Source organism: Sphingomonas sp. Leaf343 (assembly GCF_001423765.1).
GTDB lineage: Bacteria > Pseudomonadota > Alphaproteobacteria > Sphingomonadales > Sphingomonadaceae > Sphingomonas.
This window is the reverse complement of record NZ_LMPG01000001.1, coordinates 269,236-294,395: the sequence shown is the minus strand read 5'-3', so window position 1 is coordinate 294,395 and position 25,160 is coordinate 269,236. Positions and strand designations below refer to the sequence as shown.

Here is a 25,160-nt window from a genome sequence, read left to right as displayed (position 1 = left end):
GCATGGCGGGGTACGAAACAGGCGGCGACCCGAGGCGCTTTTCGCAATATGAAAAGCAAATTGTCAATAGATTGATCGACTTAGGTCCTTTCCGGACCTGTAATCACGGCTGCAAATGATTGCAGGGCGACGCCGTCCGGCGCGGCGAAGCGACCCAAGCCCTCACGCTCCGGACCGCTTCGCCGCCCCCCTCAACGACAACGGCCTAGCGCGCTTTTGCCTGCCACAACGGCGCGGCGATCTTCGCCAGCGCCTCCGCAGGCACCTTCGGCACCGCCCGGTCATAGGTCAGCAGGCCGTTGATCTCGTCCTCGACGTCGGTGGTCTGGGTGTAGACGGATGCGCTCAAGCCCTGCTCGCGGGCCTGACGAATCACCTCGTCCATCTTGCGGCGATAGCGCGTCAGGAAATCCTGCTCCCCGGTGGCGGTCTGATACCCCCAGTTGCGCTTGCCCGGCTTCCAGATATGCCCCTCCGCCGGCAGGCCGATACCGCCATATTCGCCGATCACGATCGCCCGCGCGCTCTGCCGCGTCGGCGTGTTCGGCACGTCCTCGTAGGTGTGGATGTCGAACACGTCGGATACGCCGCCCGCCACGTCGAGCCAGCCGCTGTCGGCGTTCACCAGCCGCGTCGGGTCCATACCCTTCACGTAACGGGCAAGCGTCGCCGAGTCGTACTGGCCCCAGCCCTCGTTATTGACGACCCACAGCACGATCGACGGGAACGGCCGCAACTGCCCGACCATCCGCGTAAGCTCGGTCTGGTGCTGCGCCATCATGTCGGCGGACATGACCGCCTGCGACTGGCTCGATCCGGTGACGAACTGGTCCTCGCCCCCGCCCGAGGGCATGTCCTGCCACACCAGCATGCCCAGCCGGTCGGCGTCGTGATAATAGCGCGCCGGCTCCACCTTGATATGCTTGCGGACCATATTGAAGCCCGCCTGCTTCAGGAACAGCAGGTCGCTCTTCATTGCCTCCTCCGAGGGCGGCGTCAGCAGGCCATCCGGCCACCAGCCCTGATCGAGCGTGCCGTTGTGGAAGAGCGGTTTGTTGTTGAGCAACAGCACCGGCTGTCCGGCGACGCGACCCGGCCCGACCGAGATCTTGCGCATCCCGAAATACGTCTCGACCCGGTCGCGCACCGGACCCTCGACCACGGCAGCGGCATAACGATCCTGCTCGCCGCGGGTGAAGCGCGCGTCATACGCCTTCCGGTCCCGCTCCGGCAGGCCCGCATAGGGATCGCGGATACCGACCAGTTCCGCGGTCAGGTCGTATAGATACGGATCGTCGGGCGACCAGAGATGCGGCGTCGGGATCGCCAGCGTGGTGCGGCGATTGGCGCGGACGATCGTCGTGGCGATCGTGCGCCCGCCCGACTTCGCGGTCAGCCGTACCGCGTCCCTGTCCTCCGCCCAGCCGCTCAGCGCGACCTCCACGTCCACCACGCCGCGATCGATATCGGGCGTCGCGCGCACGTCGGCGATGTGCAGCTTCGGCACGGGTTCCAGCCACACCGTCTGCCAGATGCCGCTGGCGGCGGTGTACCAGATGCCGTTGGGGTCGAGGATCTGCTTGCCGCGCGGCTGGCTGCCCGCCGATGTCGGATCGGCGACCTGCACCACCAGTTCGTTCTCACCGTCCCGCAGGAACGGCGTGATGTCGAACCCGAACGCGTCCGATCCGCCGCGATGGCCGCCGACCGGCGCACCGTTGACGAACACCTGCGCCTCGAAATCGACCGCCCCGAAATTGAGCATCACATTCTGTCCGCGCCAGTCGGCCGGCACGGTGAAGCCGCGCCTGTACCAGATGCGATCGTCGGGCATCACGCGCACGGTCGCGCCGGACAGCTTCGATTCGACGGGGAACGGCACGAGGATCGTCGCGTCCATCCGCTGCGGCTGCACGGCGGCGGCGGGCGTCACGGCGTAATTCCACAGGCCGTTCAGGTTCTTCCACGCCGTCCGCTTCATCTGCGGACGCGGATAGCTTTGCCACGCATTCGCCGGCGTCACCGCCTGTCCCCACCGCGTCGTCAGGTTCGTGTAGACCTTTTGCGCCGTGGCCGGCGACGTCGCTGCGGGCGAGGCCCCCTGCGCGTAAAGGGGCATCGCCGTCATCGCCAGCCATCCCGCCAGCATCGGTCCGATCAGTCTGCGCATCATTCTCTCCCGATTGCGCGGCCGGTCCTGCCGGTCCGCGAAGCCCGTCACATCGGCATGCCGATCCCGTCGCCCGCCGCCGGCGCCTTCCACAGCGCACCCGGCTTGGGCAGCAGGAAATGGCTGAACGGCAGGATCGCCGCCCCGACTGCCGGCGCATCTTCCGACAGGGCCGCCCGCGCCACCGGCGCGATCGCGGGCGCATCGGTCGCACCACCGATCCGCGCGTTCACCCGCTCCGCCAGCCGCTCGACGACCATGCTCGGCAACCGTCCGCCGATCAGCACCACGGCGGGGTTGATGAGGCAGTTGATCGCGTCGAGCGGCGTGCACAGACGCTGTGCCGCACGGTCGATCCACTGGTCGATGCACGCCGCCAGCGCAGGGTCGCTGCCGTCGTCGCGCACCATGTCCGTCAGTGCGAAGCCGCCGCCGCGCAGATGCTCCGCCAGTCCGGACAGCGACACCAGCGCCTGCACCTGCTCGTGCCCGCCGTCGCCGTCGGGCGCGCGCATGAAGCCCAGTTCGCCGCTGCGCCCGTTCGCGCCGCGGGCATAGGCGCCGTCGATCACGAAGCCGCCGCCGAGACCGGAGGAAATGAGGATATAGAAGAAGCTGTTGAAGCTCTGCCCCAGACCCAGCTGCATCTCGCCCGTCGCGGCCGCCGCCGCATCGTTTTCGACGAACACGGCGAGCGGCAGCGGCTGCGCGAACAGGTCCGCCATGTCGACGTCGTTCCACGCCGCATAGGCCGCAGGCCGGCCGGGGAGGTCGACCGATCCCAGATCGTCCGGCACCGCGACACCCAGCCCGACCAGCTTCGCCGGATCGACGTTCGCGCTCTTCAGCATCGGCCGGATCGAGCGGCGGTACAGCGCCCGGACATCGTCGGGCAGCGCGAAATCGATCTCCTCCGACTTGCGCGCCAGCACGTCGCCCGCGAAGTCGACCAGCACGATCGTCATGTGATCGCGGTCGACATTGACCCCGATCGAGTAACAGGCGTCGCGCCGCACCTCCAGATTGGTCGGCGGCTGCCCCCGCCCGCCGCGGCGTTGCCCCGCCTCCTCGATCAATCCATCCTGCAACAGGCGGCGGGTGATGTTGGCGATCGCCGGCGCGGTCAGCCCGGTGATCCGCGCCAGATCGACCCGCGTCAGCGATCCGCCGACCCGGATCGCGTGCAGCGTCACCCGCTGGTTGTGATCCGCGGCCCGTTCCAGATTGGTGCCCGACAGGCGTGGTGCGCCGCCCCGGGTCATGACGTCGGGTCCATCCGGCCGGCGACGGTGGCCGGCCGAACGATCGTCGGGAATCGCTGCGCCATGTTTTGCCCCGCAAGATCTTGATTTGAATAATGCAATTTGATTGTTTAATCGTTCGATATCATCGCACAAGAGCGAAGCAGACGACCGGCGCCAGATCAAGCCGGCACGTAAGGGGACAGGCCGCCTTGGGTCCAGATACGCAGCAGCACCGGCCCTATGCCGGCATCGAACTCGGCGGCACCAAATGCGTCTGCACGCTGGCGCATGGCCCCGACGACATCATCGAGCAGCGGACGATCCCGACCACGCTGCCGGCCGAGACGCTGGCGGCGATCCTCGCGACGTTGCGCGACTGGGACGCGGGCGCAGGCTTCGCCGCGGTGGGCATCGCCTCGTTCGGGCCGATCTGCCTCGACCGCGACGATCCCCGCTATGGCCATATCCTCGCCACCAACAAGCCGGGCTGGCGCGATACCGACATCGTCGGGCCGATCGCGGCGGCGGTCGACCGGCCGGTGGGCTTCGACACCGACGTGAACGGCGCGGCGCTGGCGGAGATGCGCTGGGGCTGCGCGCAGGGGCTGCACGATTTCGCCTTTGTCACGGTCGGGACCGGCGTCGGCGTCGGCCTGATCGTCCACGGCCAGCCGACGCGCGGCATCGGCCATAGCGAGATCGGCCATATCCGCGTGCCCCGCCTGCCCGACGACACCGTGGCCAGCGCCTGCATCTATCACGACGATTGCGTCGAGGGTCTGGCATCGGGCAGCGCACTGGTCGTCCGCCTCGAAGGTCGCGCGGTCGTCGACGTGGCGGCGGACGATCCCGTCTGGGACCCGGTGGTCGCGACGCTGGCGGCGATGTGCCATTCGCTTGTCGCCACGACGGGGCCGCTGCGGATCGCGATCGGCGGCGGCGTGCTCAACCGTCAGCCGCACCTCCTGCCGCGGATCGAGGCAGCGCTGGAAGACAGCCTGGGCGGCTACATGGACCTGCCCGGCACCCGCCCCTTCGTCACCGCCCCCGCGCTGGGCGATCTCGCCGGCCCGCTCGGCTCGATCGTCCTCGCCGCCAACGCTCTCTGATATCCTCATTCGGGAAGGTCCGATCATGGCATCCACGCTGCACCGTTTCGCCCTTACCGCCGCCCTGATCCTGTCCGCGCCGATCGCCGCGCAGGACGCTCGGGAATCCCGGCCCCGTCCGTCCGATGCGGTCGATCCGTTCATCGGCACGGGCGGCGAGGGTCATACCTTTCCCGGTGCGGTCGCGCCGTTCGGGATGGTGCAATTGTCGCCGGATACCGATACCGGCTGCAAGATCCGCGACTGCTACGGCCACGCCGCCGGCTATCGCCATGACGATCCGACCATCGAGGGGTTCAGCCACACCCACTTCTCCGGCGCGGGCCATTCCGATCTCGGCGATATCCTCGTCATGCCGGTGTCGGGAGAGACGGTGCCGATGGACCCCGGCACCCCCGCCGCCCCCGGCTATCGCTCGGCATTCTCGCACGCCAACGAGATGGCGCGCCCCGGCTATTACGCGGTCACGCTGGACGGACCCGGCGTTCGCGCGGAGATGACCGCGGGCACGCGCGTCGGCGTCCACCGCTATGCCTTTCCCAGGGGGCGGGCGGCGCATCTGGTCGTCGACCTGCGCACGTCGCTGTACAATTATCCGGGCAAGATCCTGTGGTCCGGGCTGCACCTGCGCCCCGACGGCATCCTGACCGGCTTCCGCGAGACGCGCGGCTGGGCACCGGGCCGCAAGCTGTTCTTCGCGATGCGCTTCTCCGCGCCGCTGACCGGCCACGCGCTGGTCGACCGTGACAAGGACGTGCCCTATCGCGGTTTCCAGGGGCCGGGTCGCGGCACCGATGCGCTGGCCGAAAAGCTCGGCAAGGCGCTGGAGGCGCGGCTCGATTTCGGCAAGCTCGACCGTCCGCTGGAGGTGAAGGTCGCGCTGTCCGGGGTCGACGAGGCGGGTGCGGTCGCGAATCTCGCCGCCGAGGCCGGCGATTTCGACGCCGTCCTCGCACGCACCCGTACCGCATGGGACGAGGCGCTGGGCGCGGTCGCGATCGAGGCGGCCGCACCGATGAAGCGGATCGTATCGACCGCCTTGTACCACAGCCTGCTCGCGCCGAGCGTCTGGAGCGATGCGGACGAGCGCTGGCGCGGGCCCGACGATCAGGTGCATGTCGCCGACGGCTATACGGTCCGCTCCACCTTCTCGCTCTGGGATACGTTTCGCGCCGAACATCCGCTGCTGACGCTGATCCAGCCGGAGCGGACGACGACCGATGTCGTCCGCTCGCTGGTCGACGGGCAGCGCTATAGCCCGGACGGCATCCTGCCCGTGTGGCAGTTCGCCGGGCGCGAGACGTGGACGATGATCGGCTATCATGCGGTGCCCGTGATCGCCGACGCGTATATGAAGGGGCTGCGCGGGTTCGACGCCGACGCCGCGCTCGACGCGATGGTCGCGAGCGCCGACGCGAAGGCGTATGGCGGTCTCGGCGAGTATATCGCGCGCGGCTATGTGCCGATCGACAAGGAACCGGAGGCGGCATCGAAGACCGTCGAATACGCCTATGACGACTGGACGATCGCCCGCATGGCGCGCGCGATGGGCCGTACCGATGTCGCCGCGCGGTTCGAGAAGCGCGCGGGCAACTGGCGCAACAGCTTCGACGCGAAGACCGGCTGGCTCCGCGCCCGCAAGAGCGACGGCAGCTTCCGCGTGCCGTTCGATCCGACCGCGATCAACTACGGATCGGATTATACGGAGGGCAATGCGTGGCAATATAGCTGGTTCATGCCGCAGGATCAGGCCGGGCTGATCCGCCTGCTGGGCGGCGATCGCAAGACAATCGCGAAGCTGGATGCGATGTTCGATTACGACAATTCGAAGCTCGACTACAGCCACGCGGAGGATATCGCCGGCCTGATCGGCCAGTATATCCACGGCAACGAACCGAGCCACCACGTCGCCTATATGTACAACTTCGCCGGCGCACCGTGGCGCACGCAGGAGCGGTTGGCGCAGATCGTCGGGTCGCAGTACAAGGCGACGCCGGACGGGCTGTCGGGCAACGACGATCTCGGCCAGATGTCGGCGTGGCTGGTGTTCACGTCGCTCGGCTTCTACCCGGTCGCGCCGGGATCGAACGAGTATGTCGTCGGCCGGCCGTTCGTGAACCGGGCGACGCTGCGCCTGCCGAACGGCAAGCAGTTCGCGATCGTCGCGGACGGGCTGTCGGATGCGAACCGCTATGTCGGGTCGGTGACGCTCAACGACCGCCCGCTGACCCGCAGCGTGATCCGCGACGAGGATATCCGCGCCGGCGGTACGTTGCGCTTCACGATGGCCAGCACGCCGAACAAGGCGTGGGGCAGCAGCGCGGGGGCACGGCCCTATTCGATGTCGACGGCGCGGTAGACGGCGACGAGGATCTCAGCACTATACGTCCTGCCACCCCCGCGAAGGCCGGGGTGGCAGCAGATCAGAGGCCAGCCTCGCCTCGGCCCGTCGAGGAGGGGAGGACCTCGCCGCCAGCACACCGCCGGCGCACGAAGCCCTCTCCGCCCGATCAGGCGCGCATCGCCTTGACCGCGTGATCCGCCGCGCGTGCGGTGAGCGCCATGAACGTCAGCGACGGGTTCACGCACGATACCGACGCCATCTGCGCGCCGTCCGTCACGTACAGGTTCGACGCGTCGTGCGCCTGGCTCCAGCCGTTCAGCACCGACTTGCGCGGATCGGCTCCCATGCGCGCGCCACCCATTTCGTGGATCGCGTCGCCCGGAACATGCTCGCTTTCCGAACTGGAGACGTTGAGCAGGCCCGCCTCGCGCAGCATGATCTCGCCCTGCTCGCGCGCGTCCTTCATCATCTTCAGCTCGTTCTCGCGGAACGTCACGTCGAAGCGCATCAGCGGCACGCCGAAGCGGTCGACCTTGTTCGCGTTCAGCGACACGCGATTGTCGGCATAGGGCAGACATTCGCCGAACGCCCCCATGTCGAACTTCCAGCCGCCATATTTGCGCATGCCGTCCTTCATCGACGCGCCGAAGCCGACCGGCTTGGCGGGTTCACGCCGCGCGCTGCCCTGATAGCCATAGCCGCGCTTGAAGCCGACGCCCTCTTCGCCGCCGATGTTGCGGAACCGGGGGACGTAGACGCCGCCGGGGCGGCGGCCATATTCGATATAGTCTTCCATCCCCGGAATATCGCCGCGCACGCCGACCCGGAAGATGTGGTCCATCACGTACCGGCCCAGCGTGCCGCTATTGTCGAAATAGCTCTTGTCGCTGCCCGGCGCGCGGGAGTTCATCATGATCTGCGTCGAGGCCATCGCCGACGCGCACAGGAACACCAGATCGGCGTTCACGACCTGGGCCTGACCCGTCTTCGCATCGATATAGCGGACGCCCGTCACCTTCTTGCGAACGGCGTCATATTCCAGGTTCGTGACCACGGCGTCGGATCGCAGCGTCAGCTTGCCCGTCGCCCGCGCAGCCGGCAGCGTCACCGCCTGCGTCGAGAAATACGCACCGAACGAACAGCCGTTGCTGCACTGGTTGCGGAACTGGCACTTGGTGCGGTTCTGGTCCGGCTTGTCCTGCGTCATGTTCGACAGGCGGGTGTTGATGAGCTTGCGACCGGGGAACTTCGATTCCAGCCGCTGCTTCACCCACTTCTCGGCGATGTTCATCGGCATCGGCGGCTGGAAATCGCTGTCCGGCAGGTACGGCAGGTTCTCACGCGATCCCGACACGCCGATGAACTTCTCGACATAGCTGTACCATGGCGCGACGTCGTCATAGCCGATCGGCCAGATGCCATCGATGCCGTCGCGCTTGTTCGCCTCGAAATCCTCGGGCGCCCAGCGGAAGCTCCAGCGTCCCCAGATCAGCGACTTGCCACCGACGGCTGCCGGACGGATCCAGTAGAACTGGCTACCGTCGTCATAGTCGTAGGGGTTGGCCTTGTCGTTGTTGTAGAACTTCATGTTGCTCGGCGCGACATAGCCATGCTTCGAGATGAAGTAATCGCTCTCCATCAGCGATTGCGGCATCATGTTGCGCGCCGGCACTTCATAGGCCGGCTTGCCGTCGTAGGTGTAATCTTCGCCATGTTCGACCATGACGCCGCGGTCCAGCATCAGGACGCGGAGGCCCTTCTCGGTCAGTTCCTTCGCGGCGAAACCGCCGCTGACGCCCGATCCGATGACGATCGCGTCGAACCTGTTGGTGGAAGCCATGTTGTCCTCTCCCCGTATCGTTCAGAATCGCTGCTCAGAAACGCAGTGCGCGCAGCGTCCGGTAGCTGGTGGTGATGTCGGGAAGATATGGCGCGGGCGCCTGATCGTTCTCGACGTAGAAATGACGGACGCCCGCCCCGGCCCGGAGCTTGAACAGCGCGCCGAAGTCGATCGTACCCTGGCCGACCGCGGTCATGCTGCGGTCCGCACGCATATCCTTGACATGATAGGCATAAAGCCTCGGCCCCAGCCGCTCGATCAGCGCCTTCGGGTCCTCGCCCGCGTGCACGGCCCAGTACAGGTCCAGCTCCAGCTTCACGAGCGCCGGATCGGTTTCCTTCACCAGCCGGTCGTACAGGCTGACGCCGCCCGGCTTGATCGTGAATTCGAAGTCGTGGTTGTGATAGGCGAAGCCCAGCCCCGCCTTCTTCAGGTCCGCGCCGAACCGGGCGATGTTCGGCAGGGCGGCGTTCCATCCCGCCTCGGTGCGATGCTCGTCGGTCATGTAGGGCAGCACGACCGTGTCCGCGCCCAGCGTCTTCGCCATCGTCACCGACTGGTCGAAATGCTGCAACAGCGCATCGTAGCTGATATGCGCCGACGGCGCCTTCAGGCCGAGCCGGTCCGTGGTCCGGCGCAGCATGGCGTGGTCCATCGCGTCGTAACCGCCACCGCCATATTCGACCTCGCGGTAACCGATCTTCGCGATCGCCTCCAGCGTGGCGACCGGGTCCTTCTGGAACAGGTCGCGCACCGTGTAGAGCTGGATCCCGATCGCCCTGAGCTGCGCGGCGAAGGCCGGCGCGATCCCCAGATCGGTCAGCGCGAGGGCGGCGACGCCGCCTGCGCCCGCCAGCAGATGTCGACGGGTGACGATCATGAGGAATACACCTTGTTGACCTTGGAGTAGAGGAACTCGCCGTTATACTCGCCGGGCACGGGCAGATACTCGCGCTCCTGCGTGATGCCGACCTCGGACGTGAAATATCCGACGATCACCAGCTGGCGGAACGGTTCGAAGAACTTCGCACCGCCCGGGATCTGGTCGTTCATCGCCAGCGTCAGCAGCGCGTCCTGCTGGGCCGGCGTCGCCTTCGCGGCGGCGACCCTGTAATCCTTCATGCTGCGCGCCTCGATCGCATCGAGACCCGCGAGGATCGGCACCTTGTCCTGCGGCGAGGCCCAGTCGGCGAGCAGCTTCTCGATGAAGGCCGGGACGCCGGCGGTGATCGCGCCCGGCGTATCGGTGGTCGGCATCACGCGTTCGCTCAACGCCGTCATCGTCGCGCGTTGCGGCGCGGTGAAGATCGCGACACTCGGCGGCCCGTCGTTGATGACGGGAAGCTTCGTCACCAGCGACGCACCGGCCGCGCGCGCGATCGGTGCGAACAGCGCGGAGCCGAACATCGCCACGGCTCCTGCCAGGGCGGTTCTGCGATCGATCATTGGCCATGTCCTCCCATGCCCTGCGGGACCGGTATCTCGGCCTGCGGGCTTATCCAGATGTTGCGGTTTTTTCGGATGTTTATCAACGACGCCGTCATGGCTGGTCGATTTCGCGATAGGCGGCGATCAACCGGTCCTCACCGGCACGCCCGGCGATCGAATTGCCATGTTCCATGCCGATCACGCCGTCATAGTTCTTCGCCTTCAACCATCGGACGACGTTGCGGTAATTGACCTCGCCCGACGTCGGCTCCTTGCGGCCCGGATTGTCGCCGAACTGGATATAGCCGATCTCGCTCCAGCAGGTGTCGAGCGCGGGGATCAGGTTCCCGGACTGGATCTGCTCGTGATACAGGTCGGCCAGGATCTTGACCGCCGGGCTGTTTGCCCCGCGCGCGACCGCGAAACCGGCCGCGAACGACTGCATATAGACGCCGGGATGATCGGTGCGGGTATTCAGCGGCTCCATCACCAGCGCCCGGCCGGATGGCGCGACGATGTCGCCCGCCCGCCGCATCACGTCGATGACGCGCGCGGTCTGGATCTCGACCGGGATCTTCCGGTCGAGAAAGCCCGTCACGACCGTCATCCGCGACGCGTTCAGCCGTTTGGCGACCTCCAGCGATGCGCGGACATCGGCCAGGAAGCCCTCGCGCTCCGAATCGTCGTTGCCGCCCAACACCGGCCGCGACTGCGACCATTTCGGCATGCTGGCGACGAACACGCCCATCGTCATGCCGCGCCGTTGCAGCGCCTTCGCCATCTCGTCCTGCTCGGCGATCGTGCGGCCGGCGGCCTCGTTATCCTCCCACGCGGTGAAACCCTGGTCGGCGGCGAAGGCGATCTGTTCGATCCGGCCGCCGCGACTGGCGAAGCTGCCCTCGTGCGGCGCATATTTCATCGCGAACCGCGCCGCACTGGACGGACGCCGCTGCGCCGCGACGAGGCCGGGGATCACCGACGCGGCGGCTCCCACGGCCAGCATCGTGCGGCGCGAGAACGTCATGCGGACAACCGGGGGAGCGTTGCGGCGATCACCTGGCGCCTTCCGCCTTCAGATAGGCGATGATCGCGGCGCGCTTCGCCGGATCGGGCGTGGCGATCGGCATCCGCGTGCCGGGCACCTTCTTCTGCGGCGCGGCGAGATACTCGTTCAGCGTCTTCTCGTCCCAACGCAGCTTCGATGCCTTCAGCGCGGGCGAATAGTTGAAGCCGGCGACGGACGCCGCCGGACGGCCGACGACGCCGTTCAGGTTGGGACCGATCCCGTTGCGGCCGCCCTTGTTGACGGTGTGGCAGGCCTTGCAGGCGGCGAAGGCGGGGGGCGACGCGGCCGGTGCGGTCTGCGCCGTGGTCGGCTCGGACAGCCCCAGCACGGCAAACGCGGCGGCGGCCGCAGCGGCCAGACCGATGAACAGCTTCATGCACTCTCTCCCGAATCGACCATCGTCCATTTCTGGTCGGACGATGCGTTCGTTATCATGGCTTCGATGAACCGCATCGTACGCAAACCATCGGAAACGCCGGGATACCAGCGATTTGTGTCGCCCCGGATGGTCGCGGCGAAGGCGCGGTACAGGTTTGCGAACGCCTCGATATAGCCCTCCGGATGCCCCGCCGGCGTCCGCCCCAGCGCCACCGATCGCGCGTCCAGTCCCGGCCCGCCGGCGCGAACGACTTCGGTGGGGCGATCCAGCCAGCGCAGCGTCAGCGTGTTGGGCTCCATCTGCGCCCATTCCAGTCCGCCCCGCTCGCCATAAATGCGCAGCTTCAGGCCGTTCTCCTCGCCTGCCGCGACCTGACTCGCCTTCAGCATCCCGCGCGCGTCGGTGTCGAAGCGGAGCATCGCGCCGACATCGTCGTCCAGCCGGCGTCCCGCGACATGCGTCGACAGTTCCGCCGACACGGCCGTGACGCGCAGCCCGCTGACATGCTCCGCCAGCTGGAACGCGTGCGTGCCGATATCGCCCAGGCAGCCGCCCATGCCGGCGCGCGCCGGATCGGTGCGCCATTCCGCCTGCTTGTTGCCGTCGGTATCGATCGGCAGGCTCAGCCAGCCTTGCAGATATTCGACCTGCACCAGCCGGATCGCGCCCAGATCGCCGCGCTCGACGCGCAGCCGCGCCTCCTCGACCAGCGGATAGCCGCTATAGGTAAAGGCCAGCCCTAAATGGCGGCCGCTCGCCTTGGCCGCATCGGCGATCGCCACCGCCTCGGCGACGTTCATCGCCATCGGCTTTTCGCAGAACACGTGGAAGCCGGCGTTCAGCGCCGCGATCGCCATCGGCGCGTGCAGGTAATTGGGCGTGACCACCGCGACCGCGTCGATCCGCTCGCCATCCGGCAACGCCGCCTCGCCCGCGACCAGCGCGTCGAGCGTGTCGTACACGCGCGCGGCGTCCAGACCCAGCAGATCGCCGGTGCGCGCATTGCGGCCGGCATCGGTGCTGAACGCGCCCGCCGTCAGCCGCCAGTCGCCGTCCAGCGCCGCCGCCATGCGGTGGATGGCGCCGATGAACGCGCCCTCGCCACCGCCGACCATCCCGAGCCGTAGAGGTTGCACCACCGCCACGCGCCTAGTTCCCCTGCCCCGCGTCCGATCCGGCGGCCGGAAGCCCCATGATCGCACGGATCGCGTCGCGATCGATGCCGCTCCTGGCGAAATCGTCGAACGCGTGATCGGTCAGGTGAATGATGTGGTCGCGGATGAAGGGCGCACCCTCACGCGCGCCGTCCTCGGACCGTTTCAGCGCGCATTCCCATTCCAGCACCGCCCAGCCGGTATAGCCATATTGCGCCAGCTTGCTGAAGATCGACGAGAAATCGACTTGCCCGTCGCCCAGCGAGCGGAACCGCCCGGCGCGATCGACCCAGTCCTGATAGCCGCCATAGACGCCCGAACGCCCGGTCGGATTGAACTCCGCATCCTTGACGTGGAAGCACGAGATGCGATCGTGATAGCGATCGATGAAGTCGAGATAGTCGAGCTGTTGCAGCACGTAATGCGACGGATCGAACAACAGCCGCGCGCGCGGATGTTCGCCCACCGCCGTCAGGAACCGCTCCCACGAGGCGCCGTCGTGCAGGTCCTCACCGGCATGCACCTCGAACGCGCAATCGACACCCGATTCCTCGAACACGTCGAGGATCGGCAGCCACCGCCGCGCCAGTTCGGCGAACGCTTCCTCGACCAGCCCGGCCGGGCGCTGCGGCCACGGATAGACATAGGGCCATGCCAGCGCGCCGGAGAAGGTCGCATGCGCCTTCAGCCCCAGATTGGCGCTGGCCCGCGCCGCCATCTTGACCTGCTCGACCGCCCAGACCTGACGCTCGGCGGGCTTGCCGTGGACCTCCGGCGGCGCGAATCCGTCGAACAGCGTGTCGTAGGCCGGATGCACCGCCACCAGCTGCCCTTGCAGGTGCGTCGACAGCTCGGTCACCTCGACGCCGTGCCGCGCCAGCCGGCCTTGCAGATCCTGGCAGTAATCCTTGCTCTCCGCCGCCGTCTTCAGGTCGATCAGCCGCGAATTGCAGGGAATCTGCACCCCGACATAGCCCAGCCCGGCGGCCCATTCGGCCAGCCCGTCGAGCGTGTCGAACGGTGCGGTGTCGCCCTGGAACTGCGCCAGGAAGATCGCCGGTCCCTTCATCGCCGTCATGCCGTAACTCCCATCCGGTGATCGCCCCTGCTGTTGTCGCGGAACGTCAGCTGGAACAGGATCGCGATCAGCGCCGCCGCGATGGCGGGATACCACCACATCTGGTGCCAGTCGGCGATCGTCGGATTGGCCGGAAGCTGCGCGTACAGGAACGCGCCGATCTGCGACCCGAGCAACATCCCGACGCCGTAGGTGAACAGCGTCAGCATCCCCTGCGCCTGTGCGTTGACGCCCTTCGGCGTCGCGATCGTGCCGGTGTAGATCGCCCCGGCCACGAAGAAGAAGTCGTAGCACACGCCGTGCAGCGCCACGCCCAGATACACCGCCCACAGCGACCCGCCGCCGTCGCCGATCGCGAACAGCGCATAGCGAAGCGCCCAGGCGAGCATCCCGACCAGCAGCAGCGGCTTCACCCCGAAGCGGCGGTACAGCCACGGCATCGAGAACATGAACACCAGTTCGGACATCTGCCCGATCGCCAGCGTGCCGCCGACATTGGTGATCCCCGCCGCGCCGACGAACGGCGAGGCATAGGCGTAATACATCGCCAGCGGGATCGAGATCAGCGTCGCGCAGAGGATGAAGATCAGGAACGATCGCTGTTGCAGCAGGCCGAACGCCTCGACGCACAGCACCTGGCGCACGATCCCCTCGTCGCTCGGCTTGTCGGCCTCCACGTTGGGCAGCGTCAGGCTGTAGAAGCCGAGCGCGATCGACACGACCGCGGCGACGCGGAAGATCTGCGGGCTGGCGGACAGTCCGGCCCAGCCGATGATGAGGCCGGCGGTGATCCAGCCGAGCGTGCCGAACGCGCGCACGAAGGGGAAGTTGTCGGTGCGGTCGCCGAAGCTCTTCAGCGCGATCGTGTTCGCGAGGCCGACGGTCGGCATGTACAGCATCATGTAGCCGAGCAGCAGCCAGACGAAGGTCGACCCGGTCGCCGGCGTCAGCAGCGTCGGCAGCATGAACAGCAGCACGCCGCCGAGCAGGTGCAGGATCACCATCAGCATCTTCGGGCTGACGTACCGCGCCGCGGCCATGCCGAGCAGGAACGATCCCGCGATCGACGCGATCGGCCCGACCGAAAAGGCGTTGCCGATGAGGTTGCCGATGCCGACCGTCTGCATCACCAGGCCCAGCGTGACGGCCCCGGCACCCCAGACGAAGAATTGCATGAACATCATCGCACTGAGCCGTGCGGTCAGCATGCCGCCGTTTCGATCACCCGCCGTGAACACGGCGTCCGCAGTGGCCATTCGCCTTACCCTCCCCACGCAGCTTTGCCGCTTGTCGGACAACAGGCTAGGCAGATCGCAAACCGATGTAAAGGATTACATCGGGCAGGCTCGACAGGATGCCGCGACGGCCCCATGACACGGGAATGCCGACGATCATCGACGTCGCCGCGATGGCCGGTGTCTCCACCGCGACCGTCTCGCGCGTGTTGAGCCAGCCGCAGCGGGTGGCCGAACCGACGCGCCTGCGCGTGCTGCAGGTCGTACAGTCGCTCGGCTATTCGCCCAACGTCGCCGCCCGCACCCTGCGGACGTTGCGCGCCGCCAAGATCCTGCTGACCGTCCCCGACATCTCCAATCCCTTCTTCGCCAGCGTCATTCGCGGCGCGGAGGAGGTGGCACGCGATGCCGGCTATGCGATCGTCGTCGGCGATACGCGCCACGATCCGGAGGTCGAGGATCAATATGCCGACATGCTGTCCCGGCGCGAGGTCGACGGCCTGATCTTCCTCGGCCACCGGCTACCCGAAAGCCTGAAGCCGCTGCTCGCCGCGCAGGGTCCCGCCGCGCCGATCGTCAACGGCTGCGAGTACAGCCCCGATATCGGCGTCCCCAGCGTCCATATCGACAATGCCGCCGCCAGCGTCGACGCGATCGAGCATCTGATCGCGCTGGGGCACCGCGACATCGGCGTCATCGCCGGTCCGTCGATCAGCCCGATCAGCCGCGATCGTCTCGCGGGCGCGATGATCGCCGCCGATCGCCACGGCCTGCGCGATCGCCTCCGCGTCCGCGCCGGCGATTATTCCGCGCGGTCGGCGTTCGAACAGGCCGACAACCTGATCGCGCAGAGCGTCACCGCAATCTTCTGTTTCAGCGACGAAATGGCGATGGGCGCGATCAGCGCGATCGGACGGGCCGGCCTGTCCTGTCCCCGCGACGTGTCCGTCATCGGTTTCGACGACCTGCCGCTCGCGCGCTTCTTCCAGCCCGCGCTGACCACGATCGCCCAGCCCAAGGCGATGATCGGCCGCCGCGCGGTCGAATTGCTGGTCGACATCCTGCGCAACGTCGAAACCCCGCTGCAACAGGTCACGCTGCGCCACGAACTCGTCGTCCGTGACAGCACCGCGACCGTCAGGAACGGCAAGGCACGCTAGACTTCGTTATCCGGCCGCATTGTCCGGGTCCGCTACGGGTGCTTCCGCAGGCGGGGCGGGGAGATCGACCGTCAGCTCGACCCGACGGTTCCTGGCCCGTGCCTCCGGATCGTCACTGCCGTCCGGACGCGCGTTGGGGACCAGCGGCGTCGTCTCGCCCAGCGCGACGACCGTGATGCGATCGGTCGCGATACCCTTTTCGACCAGATAGTCGCGCACCGCCTCCGCCCGCGATTGCGACGCACGGAGATTGACGCGGTCGTTGCCCGGGCTGTCCGAATGGCCGCGCACGGTGATCGGTCCACCGGCCGCCGCCGTCGGACTGGCGAGCAGGGCATCGATCGCCGCCCGCCCGGCATCGTCCAGCACCAGCCCGGACGCGCCGAACGCCACCGTCGCCGCGACCGGCTCCAGCGCCGGCGGGGCGGGTTCCGGCGCCACGATCTCCGGCCGCAGGATCGACTTGGCGGGCTCCGCGGCGTTGTCCGCGACGTTCGCCAGAGCGTCGTTGCCGATCGTTGCGTTCGCCGTCACCGGCTCCGCCCGGTTGCCGTCGGGTCCGGGCGCACACGCCGTTACGCCCACCGCCGCGATCCACGCCAGTCGCCTCATCAGGCCGCCTCCCCTTGCACGCGCCTCGCCCCCGGCCGCGTTGGCGGGGCATAGGACAGGATGGTATCGCCGGGCTGCGCCGTCGGCCGCGTCGCGTGCGAGAAGAAGCGCAGCGCGCCGTTCTTGCGCAACAGCAGCAGCATGTCCGCCTCGTCGGGCAGATCGGCCTTGATCGCATCGAAATCATACCGCTCGGTGATCCGCGTCTTGCGAAAGCCCCAGCCCTGCCGTTCGCGCGACACGATCTCCTCGACGCCGTGGCCGCTGGCGAACAGGGCGCGCCCCCTCAGCGACGTCGGCAGCGCGCGGGTGTCCTCGTCGTGGTCGTCGGTGCCACCGCCCAGCTGATAGACGTTGTCACGCCCGATCTCCGGTGCGAATTCGTTGCAGACCAGCGCGTTGTACGCTTCGTTGTCGCTGGTGGCGACCAGCACCTGGAACTGCGACAGGTCGAGCCGGTCCTCCGTCGCCTCCGCCAGGATCTCGCCATGATAGGTCGCGATCCCCGCCTGACGCGCGGGTGACAGCCGTTGCCAGCTGGTGTCGCAGATCGTCACCGGCACCTCCAGCGTGCGAAGCTGATTGGCCAGCGACAGGCTCCACGGCGTCCCGCCCACGATCAGCAGCCCCCGCTCCGTCGCGCCCGTCACCTTCAGCCAGCGCGACACCGGCCCGATCGAGAAACCATGCGCGATGATCGTGGCGATCACGACCGCGAAGGACAGGGTGACGAGGATCGATCCGTCACCATAGCCGAGCTGATCCAGCCGCAGCGCGAACAGGCCGGAAATCGCGACCGCAACGATACCGCGCGGTGCGATCCAGGCGACGAGCAGCCGCTCGTTCCAGGGTACCCGCGTGAATGCGAGGCTCAGCAGCACCGTCGCCGGCCGCACGAGGAACAGCAGCGCCAGCAGGAATCCCGCGAACCGCCATTCGAACCGCCGCAGCACCTCCAGATTCAGCGTCGCCGACAGCATCACGAACACGCCGGAGATCAGCAGGACGGTGACGTTCTCCTTGAACGGATGAATGTCGCGCAGCGATGCCAGCCGCATGTTGGCCAGCGCGACGCCCATCACCGTCACCGTCAACAGCCCGGTTTCCTGATGGATCAGGTTCGACACCACGAACGCCCCGATCACCGCGACCAGCAGCACGGGCGCTTTCAGATATTCCGGCACATGGCCGCGCGGAAAGGCCCAGCCGATCGCGCGCGCGGCCAGCCAGCCGATCAGCCCGGCGACGACGCTCGCCGCCAGCAGCGACAGCGCGACGCTGGCGATCGTGCCACCCTCCCCCACCCGGCGCAGATATTCGTACGTCACGACGCCGCACAGCGCGCCGATCGGGTCGTTGACGATCGCTTCCCATTTCAAGATCGCGCGCGGGCGGGCGGCGATCGTGCTCTGGCGCAGCAGCGGCAGGACGACGGTCGGCCCGGTCACGACGAGGATACCCGCAAACAGCACGGCGACCGGCCACACCAGCCCGCCGATATAATAACAGGCCAGCGTCCCGAGTACCCAGCCGATCGGCACGCCGAGAAACAGCAATCGCGTGACCGCGCCATCGGTGCGGCGAAGCTCGCGGACGTTCAGGCTCAATCCGCCCTCGAACAGGATCAGCGCGACCGCGATCGACACGATCGGCTCCAGCAGTTCGCCGAAGACGTGCTTGGGATCGATCAGGCCGGTGACGGGACCGGCGACGACGCCCGCGACCAGCATCAGCGCGATCGCCGGCCAGCCGGTGCGCCACGCCACCCACTGTGCGCCGATACCGAGCGCACCGATCAGCGCGATCACGAGGGCGGGATGCTCCATGCCGATGGCGATAACGGCTATCGCGTTGATCGTGAACCCGGCGATTTATGCCGTCGTTGTTCTTTGGAACGATATCGCCTATATCCGTTCCAAGGAGATCGCCATGGCGACGCTGGCCACCGCTGCCGACACCCCGAATGCCGCCCGCGTGCTGAGCGAGGCGGTGAGCCGGATCGCATCGTTCTGGAACCTGTCCAATGCTCAGGCGGGGGCGATACTGGGTCTGTCCGCCCCCACCATCTCGCGATTGCGGAGCGGCCAGTATCGGCTGGAGCCAGGCAGCAAGCCGTTCGAACTCGCGCAGCATCTGCTCCGGCTGTTCCGCTCGCTCGACAGTTGGCTGGGACAGGACGACCAGTCCGCACGATCGTGGCTGACGACGCCGAACCTCGATCTCGGAGGCCCGCCGATCGCGCAACTGGCGACGGTGCGTGGCCTGCTCCGCACCGGCGACTATGTCGACGCGCTGCGTGCCCGCGTTTGAAGTCACGCCCTATCACGGGCGCGGCATCCGCATCGTCGAGGCGCAGCACCGGATCGCCACCAACCGCCTCGCCGCCGATGCCGTCGACCAGGCGCTGCTGGAGGCGCTGGCGGATGAGGTGAAACCGCCGCTGCCCGATGCGGCGCGGCATCTGCCGTGGCTGCTCGCCTCGCCGTTCCGCTACGGTCTGGGGCGGCCATCCCGCTACCGCGCGGCAGACGTACGGCCCGGCATATTCTACGCGTCGGAGGATATCGAGACGGCGGTGACGGAAACCGCCTATTGGCGGCTGGTGGCCTTCGCGCGGTCGCCGGGCTTCGTGCGGCCGCGCACGCCGACACCGATGTCCGCCTTTTCCGTCGCGGTCGATGCACCGCGCAGTATCGACCTGACGCAGGAACCGCAGGACCGCTGGACCCATCCGTCCGATTACCGGGAAACCCAGTCGCTCGCCGCGCGCGCCCGGACCGACGAGATCGCCGCGATCCGCGCGCCTTCGGCCCGGCGCGCGGGCGGCATCAACCTCGCCGTCCTCGACCCCGCCGCGCTGAAGCCGCCGCCCCGTCCGCATTCCAGCTGGGCCTATCTCGCCACCACGGACGGGCTGCTCGCCACGCGGGAAATGAGCGGGCAGGCGATGCGTTTCAGCCCGGCGAACTTCGGCCTGCCACCGTTCTCCCCGGCCCGGCCGGACGACCGATAGACCGGCGGTCCGCCCATATGCCGAGCCAGCGACTGCAATTTTTCATGACAAAGCGCTCATCCTTTGCCACAGGCGTGGCATGATCGAGTTCGACCGAAAGCTGATTGCCTATGGCATCATAGGGTTGGTGATCGTCATCGCGGTGCCCATCCTGATCGCCGTCCGGCGACGGCGGCGGCGCGAGAAACTGCGCCGGCGCGGGATCAAGACCTACGGCCACTGATCGCCTCTAGCGCGGCGCTGCGAGTTTCGTCCCCGGCCCGGTCGGCGCTGCGAACACGGGCTTTCCGCCGGTCGACCACGTCACCCGCTGGATGCGCGGCGACCGCCGGGCGGTGCACTTCATGTCCGGCCCCGGATTGGCGTGATAGACGATCCACGTCTCCCGCCCGCCCGGCGATGTGAAGAAGCCGTTATGCCCCGGCGCATAGACCCCGGCGGCGGGATGGCTGGCGATCACCGGCTGCGGCGACTTCTTCCACGCACCGGCGTCCAGCGGATCGCTACCGGGTGCGGCGCTCAGCAACCCGATCGCATAGCCGTCCGACCAGCAGGCGCTGCCGGAATAGGTCAGGAACAGATCGCCCCCGGGGCCCGCCAGAAACTCCGGCCCCTCCAGTATCTGCCGGCCGCCCTGCCGCTCCCACGCGCTATCGGGGCGGGCGATGACCGTCTCCGGCCCGGTCAGCGTCCACGGGTCGCGCATCGCGACGATCGCCAGCACGCTGTCCCGCCCGACATAGGGCGAATAGACGAAATACCGCCTGCCGCGATGCGCGAAGGTGGTGCCGTCGATCCCGCGATGCGCGGTCTTCAGCATCCCGCGATCGATCCATTCGCCGGCCAGCGGGTCTTCGCCGCCATTTTCCAGCACGAATACGCCGCGATGTGCGTCGTCGTCATGTCCGCTCGCCGCGGCGGTGTAATAGAGGTACCATTTGCCGTCGATCCGGTGCAGCTCGGGTGCCCAGATCGACTGTGCGTTCGGTCCGCTCGCGGGCGGCGTCCACACCACCGTCTCCGGCGCATCCGCCAGTCGCGACACGTCCCTGGTGGCGCGGATCGCCAGCCGGTTGCCCAGCGTGTGCATGTAGTAATAGGTGTCGCCATGCCGCACGATCCACGGATCGGGACCGGACGGCAGCAGCGGATTGGTGAAGGTGCGCGCGGCGGGCGCCTGCGCCACGCCGCCCGCGATCGGCAACGTCGCGCAGGCCAGTACGGCGAGCGTCGGCAACATCCTCATGCGGGTTTATCCTTCATCCGTCCGGAAACGCCGCGACGATCGCGTCGTGTTGCGCCTTCGATATCGCGATCATCGATCCGTGCCGCAGCCCGGCCGGCAAAGCGTAGCGATCCCACTCCGGCACGCCGGTGTTGCCGGACACCTGATACCATGGCCCGGTCAGTCGCGGTGCCGTCGACAGGCCATAGCCGGTGCCGGCATATTGCTCGTAATAGAGCAGCCAGTCACCCTTGCCCGGTGCGCGGATGATCGTCGGCGCTTCGCGGAAGTTGGGGCTGACCGGCGGTCCCGGCGGCGGATACGGGCCGAGCAGCCGCTTCGCGCAACTGATCCGGATGGTCTTGCCGGTTGGCCAGTTCGTCGACGGATAGCGCTCGTCCTTGATGATCGCGCAATATCCTCCCTGTCCATTCGGCTGCACGATCGTGTCGATCGTCGCCATATCCCATTCGAACAGGCGCCGCGGTCGATCGGGGAAATTCTTCAGGTCCCTGGACAATACGTACAACGTCCGCTGGCTGCCCCAATAGCGTTCCGGGTCTTCGCGCGATCCGTCGAGGTTCGGCGTATGCCAGCTCAGCAGGAACCGGCCCGAGGGCGCATCGAAGAACAGCTTCGGTGCACCGATGCGCGGCAACGGATGCGGATGCCCCGCCACCGCCTTCAGGTCCGGCCGATAGGTGCCATGGGGTGTCCAGCGGATCAGGTCGTCCGATACCCAGAAGCGGATCAGCGGATCGTCGTCGCTGCGATTGCCGACCAGATAATAGCGTCCGTCGCCACCGCGGGCGATCGAGGCATGGCCGTGATAGTCCGACGACACCGGCCGACCGCCATTCACCTGCCGCCAATGCAGCCCGTCGCGGCTGACGGAATAGTGCAACACGCCGTATCGCGCCTTCGTCATGTGCGCGAACAGATACGCACCGTCAGGGTCGATCCGCGGTGTGACCGGACCGCCCGGCGGGTTTTCCCGGGCGGTGCCGCGCGGCGCGGGCAGCGTCGCGAGGAACGCGGCCGCCGTCGCTGCGATGACACCCGGCCGGATCACCCTCTTCTCCCGATAAGGCTTATCGTCCAGTATCCTGGCCGATCACGAGCACGAAGCCAAGCCGCCGCCGGATCAGCTCACCCGCAGCATTTCTTGGACTTCTTCCCCGATCCGCAGGGGCAGGGATCGTTCCGGCCCACCTTCGACGGCATGGCGGCCGGCGAAGCGACGATGTTGCCTCCCACGGAGCGCGCGGCATGCAGCGGCGCGACCCACATCGAGATCAGTTCGGCCGCCCGGTCGGCGATGGCATCGATCTCGTGATGCGCGAGATCGCTGGCGTCCTCTCCGATGTCGATCAGGGTGCGTAGTCCCGCCAGCGCCGCACGAACCTCGTCGTCATCCGCCTGCGCGATGAGGCTCCAGCCCTCCGGTCGTAGCGTCATCGCCCTGGCGAAGCCATCGGTCCAGATCTCCCACAGGACATCGCCGTTCCGTTCGTCGACCTCCAGCAGGGGCTGGTACCGGCCACGTTCCAGCGCCCGCGCGATCTCGTCCGAATAGGCGGTGACCATGCCGGCGAACCACCGCGCATCCTCCGCCTCCTCGAACGGCGGCTCGCCCCCGCCCCAGATCACGGGCAGCCACTCGTCCGGCGAAATCCCTTCGGGGCCGACCAGCAGCCCTGCGACGAACCCGTCGAGCTCCGACAGCAGCATCGCCCCGTCGTTCAGGTCGAGCAGCGCGGCGTCCAGACGACGCAGGCGGGACGGGGGCTTTCTGGTGGCGTTCAACATGGCGCGCACCTGTGGGTCGTAACCCTGCCGTTCGCAAGCGCCAGTGCCGGCACCAGCGATCACCTCGATCCGACGATGAAGAAATGGTCGGGGCGACAGGATTCGAACCTGCGACCCCCACACCCCCAGTGTGATGCGCTACCAGGCTGCGCTACGCCCCGACCGAGGACCGCACCGGTTCGATCCGGGGCAGTCCAGAGCCGGGGCCTCTACGCGCCGCTGCCCGCGGATGCAAGCGCCGCCGTCGCAAGCGACGTTGCTTCCGGACGCGGGGGGTGGTAGCGGCCCTGCCCAACGCGCGGGCGGGTTTCCCGGCCCGGCCGATCAGTCACGTCGGGACATCATGCTCATTTCACCAGCCTACGCCCAGACCACGGGCGCTGCCGCGCAGGCCAGCGGGTTCGCCTCGTTCCTCAGCCTCGCGCCGCTCGTCCTCGTCTTCATCGTCTTCTACTTCCTGATGATCCGTCCGCAGCAGCGCCGGGTGAAGGCGTTGCAGGACGCCGTGTCGGCCGTGAAGAAGGGCGATTCCGTGGTGACCGCCGGCGGCATCGTCGGCCGCGTGACCAGGGTCGAGGACGTGTTCGTCGAGGTCGAGATCGCCGCCAACACGCGCGTCCGCATCGTCAAGGCGACGATCGCCGAGGTGACGAACCCGATGTCCGCCAAGCCGGCGAACGACTGATGCTCGACTTTCCCCGCTGGAAGGTCTGGTCGATCTGGGCGCTGCTCGCGGCGCTTTGTGCGCTGGCGATCCCGAGTCTGGTGCCGGAACGCTATTCGCCGTCGTGGCTCGCGAACGCGCGGCACATCAATCTGGGCCTCGATCTCGCCGGCGGCAGCTATCTGCTGCTGGAAGCCGACGTCAACGATCTCGCCGCAACCCGCATCGAATCGATGCGCGATCAGGTGCAGACCGAAATGCGGCGCGGCAATCCCCGCATCGCGATCGGCGACATCTCCACGCGTGACGGCCAGTTGACCTTCATGGTCCGCGATTCGACGCAGGTCGATGCCGCGCGCGAACGCCTGCTGGGCATCACCGGCAGCGGCGCGGGCATGACCGGCCAGCGCGAATGGGACATCCAGGTCGTCGACGGCAGCCGCTTCGTGCTGCGTCCGACGCAGGCCGGCCTGAAGCAGGCGGTCAACACCGCGATGAACGACGCGACGGAGGTGGTCCGCCGCCGCATCGACGCGCTGGGCACGCGCGAGCCGACGATCCTGCGCCAGGGCGACGACCGCATCCTCGTGCAGGTCCCCGGCCTGGAAGATCCAAAGGCGCTGAAGGCGCTGATCGGCACGACCGCCAAGCTGGAATTCAAGCTGGTCGACGAGGTCGGCAATCAGGACACGGCCGCGATCGCCCGCCGTCAGGCGCCGATCGGCAGCGTCATCCTGCCCTATCCCACCAATCCGTCCGGCATCCCGCTGATTGCGCTGAAGCGCCAGACGATCCTGTCGGGCGAACAGATCGCCGACGCGCAGCAGACGTTCGACCCGCAGACCAATGCGCCTCAGGTCGCGCTGACGTTCAACGGCCCCGGCGGCGCGCGGTTCGCCCGCGTGACACAGGAGAATGCGGGCAAGCGGTTCGCGATCATCCTCGACAATTCGGTGATCTCCGCACCGTCGATCAACGAGCCGATCCTCGGCGGCCGTGCCTCGATCTTCGGCAGCTTCACCGTCGAATCCGCCAATCAGCTCGCGATCGCGCTCCGGTCGGGCAGCTTGTCCGTGAACTTGAAGATCATCGAGGAATCGACCGTCGGACCGGAACTCGGTGCCGATTCGATCCGCGCGGGCATCCTCGCCTCCGCCGTCGCGGTCGCACTGGTCGTGGCGTTCATGTTCGTGACCTATGGCCGGTTCGGCGCCTATGCGAACCTCGCCGTCGTCATCAACGTGTTCGTCATCCTCGGCGTGCTGTCCTTCCTGGGCGGCACGCTGACGCTGCCGGGTATCGCCGGGTTCATCCTGACGATCGGCACCGCCGTCGACTGCAACGTGCTCATCAACGAACGCATCCGCGAGGAGCGGCATCGCGGGCGCAGCGTCGTGCAGGCGGTGGAGCTGGGCTACAAGGAGGCCAGCCGCACCATCTTCGAGGCGAACGTGACGCACGCGATCTCGGGCTTCATCATGCTGGTGCTGGGCTCCGGTCCGGTGAAGGGGTTCGCGGTCGTGCTGCTGATCGGCATCGCGACGTCGGTCTTCACCGCCGTGACCTTCACGCGCATGCTGACCGCGCTGTGGATCCGGCGCACGAAGCCCAAGACGATCAATATCTGAGG

General features: G+C 67.6%; 23 protein-coding genes and 1 tRNA gene. 8 read left to right on the top strand and 16 right to left on the bottom strand.

The features are described from left to right. Positions 1-205 precede the first annotated feature (205 nt). A complete protein-coding gene (locus ASG07_RS01205) occupies positions 206-2,170 on the bottom strand; it encodes a glycoside hydrolase family 2 protein (RefSeq protein ID WP_236694475.1) in 1,965 nt (654 codons plus the stop codon). Positions 2,171-2,217: 47 nt separating this feature from the next. Further along, positions 2,218-3,432 carry an ROK family transcriptional regulator gene (locus ASG07_RS01200; RefSeq protein WP_055841062.1) on the bottom strand — a complete coding sequence of 405 codons (1,215 nt, stop codon included), beginning with the start codon at positions 3,430-3,432 and terminating at the stop codon, positions 2,218-2,220. 191 nt (positions 3,433-3,623) lie between these two features. Between ASG07_RS01200 and ASG07_RS01195 the strand changes: the two genes are divergently transcribed. Both ASG07_RS01195 and ASG07_RS01190 read left to right on the top strand, forming a co-directional pair. Beyond that, positions 3,624-4,523, top strand: coding sequence for an ROK family protein (locus tag ASG07_RS01195; protein WP_055841059.1), 900 nt, complete (start codon positions 3,624-3,626; stop codon positions 4,521-4,523). A 25-nt stretch (positions 4,524-4,548) separates the two neighbouring features. Continuing rightward, positions 4,549-6,882 (top strand): GH92 family glycosyl hydrolase, encoded by a 2,334-nt coding sequence (locus ASG07_RS01190; protein ID WP_082474411.1) that lies wholly within the window; start codon positions 4,549-4,551, stop codon positions 6,880-6,882. A gap of 151 nt (positions 6,883-7,033) precedes the next feature. On the opposite strand, the gene ASG07_RS01185 is transcribed toward ASG07_RS01190, so the two are convergent. The 8 genes from ASG07_RS01185 to ASG07_RS01150 all read right to left on the bottom strand — a co-directional run bounded on the left by ASG07_RS01185 (position 7,034) and on the right by ASG07_RS01150 (position 15,068). Further along, entirely contained in the window at positions 7,034-8,707 is a 1,674-nt protein-coding gene (locus tag ASG07_RS01185) for a GMC family oxidoreductase (RefSeq protein ID WP_055841054.1), read from the bottom strand. Positions 8,708-8,741: 34 nt separating this feature from the next. Continuing rightward, positions 8,742-9,587, bottom strand: coding sequence for a sugar phosphate isomerase/epimerase family protein (locus tag ASG07_RS01180; RefSeq protein ID WP_055841051.1), 846 nt, complete (start codon positions 9,585-9,587; stop codon positions 8,742-8,744). Next, positions 9,584-10,153 carry a gluconate 2-dehydrogenase subunit 3 family protein gene (locus ASG07_RS01175; protein ID WP_055841048.1) on the bottom strand — a complete coding sequence of 190 codons (570 nt, stop codon included), beginning with the start codon at positions 10,151-10,153 and terminating at the stop codon, positions 9,584-9,586. Before ASG07_RS01175 ends, ASG07_RS01180 begins: the two co-directional genes overlap by 4 nt. Positions 10,154-10,247: 94 nt before the next feature. Beyond that, a complete protein-coding gene (locus tag ASG07_RS01170; protein ID WP_055841045.1) occupies positions 10,248-11,159 on the bottom strand; it encodes a hydroxypyruvate isomerase family protein in 912 nt (303 codons plus the stop codon). A gap of 28 nt (positions 11,160-11,187) precedes the next feature. Further along, the gene (locus ASG07_RS01165) at positions 11,188-11,577 is read right to left on the bottom strand and encodes a c-type cytochrome (protein WP_055841042.1); all 390 of its coding nucleotides are present in this window, start codon (positions 11,575-11,577) and stop codon (positions 11,188-11,190) included. Further along, positions 11,574-12,695: a Gfo/Idh/MocA family protein gene (locus tag ASG07_RS01160; RefSeq protein ID WP_082474493.1), complete on the bottom strand. Its 1,122-nt coding sequence runs from the start codon at positions 12,693-12,695 to the stop codon at positions 11,574-11,576. The genes ASG07_RS01165 and ASG07_RS01160 overlap by 4 nt, the downstream gene beginning before the upstream one ends. Before the next feature lie 34 nt (positions 12,696-12,729). Then, on the bottom strand, positions 12,730-13,812 hold the full coding sequence (locus ASG07_RS01155; RefSeq protein WP_055841036.1) for a sugar phosphate isomerase/epimerase family protein: 1,083 nt from the start codon (positions 13,810-13,812) through the stop codon (positions 12,730-12,732). After that, entirely contained in the window at positions 13,809-15,068 is a 1,260-nt protein-coding gene (locus ASG07_RS01150; RefSeq protein ID WP_055841033.1) for an MFS transporter, read from the bottom strand. The genes ASG07_RS01155 and ASG07_RS01150 overlap by 4 nt, the downstream gene beginning before the upstream one ends. Before the next feature lie 125 nt (positions 15,069-15,193). Between ASG07_RS01150 and ASG07_RS01145 the strand changes: the two genes are divergently transcribed. Next, positions 15,194-16,207, top strand: coding sequence for a LacI family DNA-binding transcriptional regulator (locus ASG07_RS01145; RefSeq protein ID WP_055841030.1), 1,014 nt, complete (start codon positions 15,194-15,196; stop codon positions 16,205-16,207). A 6-nt stretch (positions 16,208-16,213) separates the two neighbouring features. Here the strand turns inward: ASG07_RS01145 and ASG07_RS01140 are convergent, their stop codons facing one another. Both ASG07_RS01140 and ASG07_RS01135 read right to left on the bottom strand, forming a co-directional pair. Next, entirely contained in the window at positions 16,214-16,819 is a 606-nt protein-coding gene (locus ASG07_RS01140) for an OmpA family protein (protein WP_055841025.1), read from the bottom strand. Further along, positions 16,819-18,645, bottom strand: coding sequence for a cation:proton antiporter (locus ASG07_RS01135; RefSeq protein WP_055841023.1), 1,827 nt, complete (start codon positions 18,643-18,645; stop codon positions 16,819-16,821). The genes ASG07_RS01140 and ASG07_RS01135 overlap by 1 nt, the downstream gene beginning before the upstream one ends. Before the next feature lie 31 nt (positions 18,646-18,676). Here ASG07_RS01135 and ASG07_RS01130 point away from each other — a divergent pair, with 31 nt between their 5' ends. The 3 genes from ASG07_RS01130 to ASG07_RS17400 all read left to right on the top strand — a co-directional run bounded on the left by ASG07_RS01130 (position 18,677) and on the right by ASG07_RS17400 (position 20,055). Continuing rightward, a complete protein-coding gene (locus ASG07_RS01130; RefSeq protein ID WP_236694474.1) occupies positions 18,677-19,129 on the top strand; it encodes an MbcA/ParS/Xre antitoxin family protein in 453 nt (150 codons plus the stop codon). Further along, on the top strand, positions 19,116-19,832 hold the full coding sequence (locus ASG07_RS01125) for an RES family NAD+ phosphorylase (RefSeq protein ID WP_055841019.1): 717 nt from the start codon (positions 19,116-19,118) through the stop codon (positions 19,830-19,832). The genes ASG07_RS01130 and ASG07_RS01125 overlap by 14 nt, the downstream gene beginning before the upstream one ends. 79 nt (positions 19,833-19,911) lie before the next feature. Further along, a complete protein-coding gene (locus tag ASG07_RS17400; protein WP_168377287.1) occupies positions 19,912-20,055 on the top strand; it encodes a hypothetical protein in 144 nt (47 codons plus the stop codon). Between the two features lie 6 nt (positions 20,056-20,061). On the opposite strand, the gene ASG07_RS01120 is transcribed toward ASG07_RS17400, so the two are convergent. The 4 genes from ASG07_RS01120 to ASG07_RS01105 form a co-directional block, all read right to left on the bottom strand. After that, entirely contained in the window at positions 20,062-21,072 is a 1,011-nt protein-coding gene (locus tag ASG07_RS01120; RefSeq protein WP_055841016.1) for a glycoside hydrolase family 43 protein, read from the bottom strand. A 19-nt stretch (positions 21,073-21,091) separates the two neighbouring features. Continuing rightward, positions 21,092-22,078, bottom strand: coding sequence for a hypothetical protein (locus tag ASG07_RS01115; RefSeq protein WP_055842753.1), 987 nt, complete (start codon positions 22,076-22,078; stop codon positions 21,092-21,094). Between the two features lie 128 nt (positions 22,079-22,206). Then, positions 22,207-22,866: a UPF0149 family protein gene (locus ASG07_RS01110; RefSeq protein WP_055842750.1), complete on the bottom strand. Its 660-nt coding sequence runs from the start codon at positions 22,864-22,866 to the stop codon at positions 22,207-22,209. An 84-nt stretch (positions 22,867-22,950) separates the two neighbouring features. Beyond that, a tRNA-Pro gene (locus tag ASG07_RS01105) sits at positions 22,951-23,027 on the bottom strand. A 182-nt stretch (positions 23,028-23,209) separates the two neighbouring features. Between ASG07_RS01105 and yajC the strand changes: the two genes are divergently transcribed. Continuing rightward, positions 23,210-23,551: a preprotein translocase subunit YajC gene (gene yajC / locus ASG07_RS17395; protein ID WP_055841013.1), complete on the top strand. Its 342-nt coding sequence runs from the start codon at positions 23,210-23,212 to the stop codon at positions 23,549-23,551. Further along, positions 23,551-25,158 carry a protein translocase subunit SecD gene (secD, locus tag ASG07_RS01095; RefSeq protein ID WP_055841009.1) on the top strand — a complete coding sequence of 536 codons (1,608 nt, stop codon included), beginning with the start codon at positions 23,551-23,553 and terminating at the stop codon, positions 25,156-25,158. Before yajC ends, secD begins: the two co-directional genes overlap by 1 nt. Positions 25,159-25,160 lie beyond the last annotated feature (2 nt).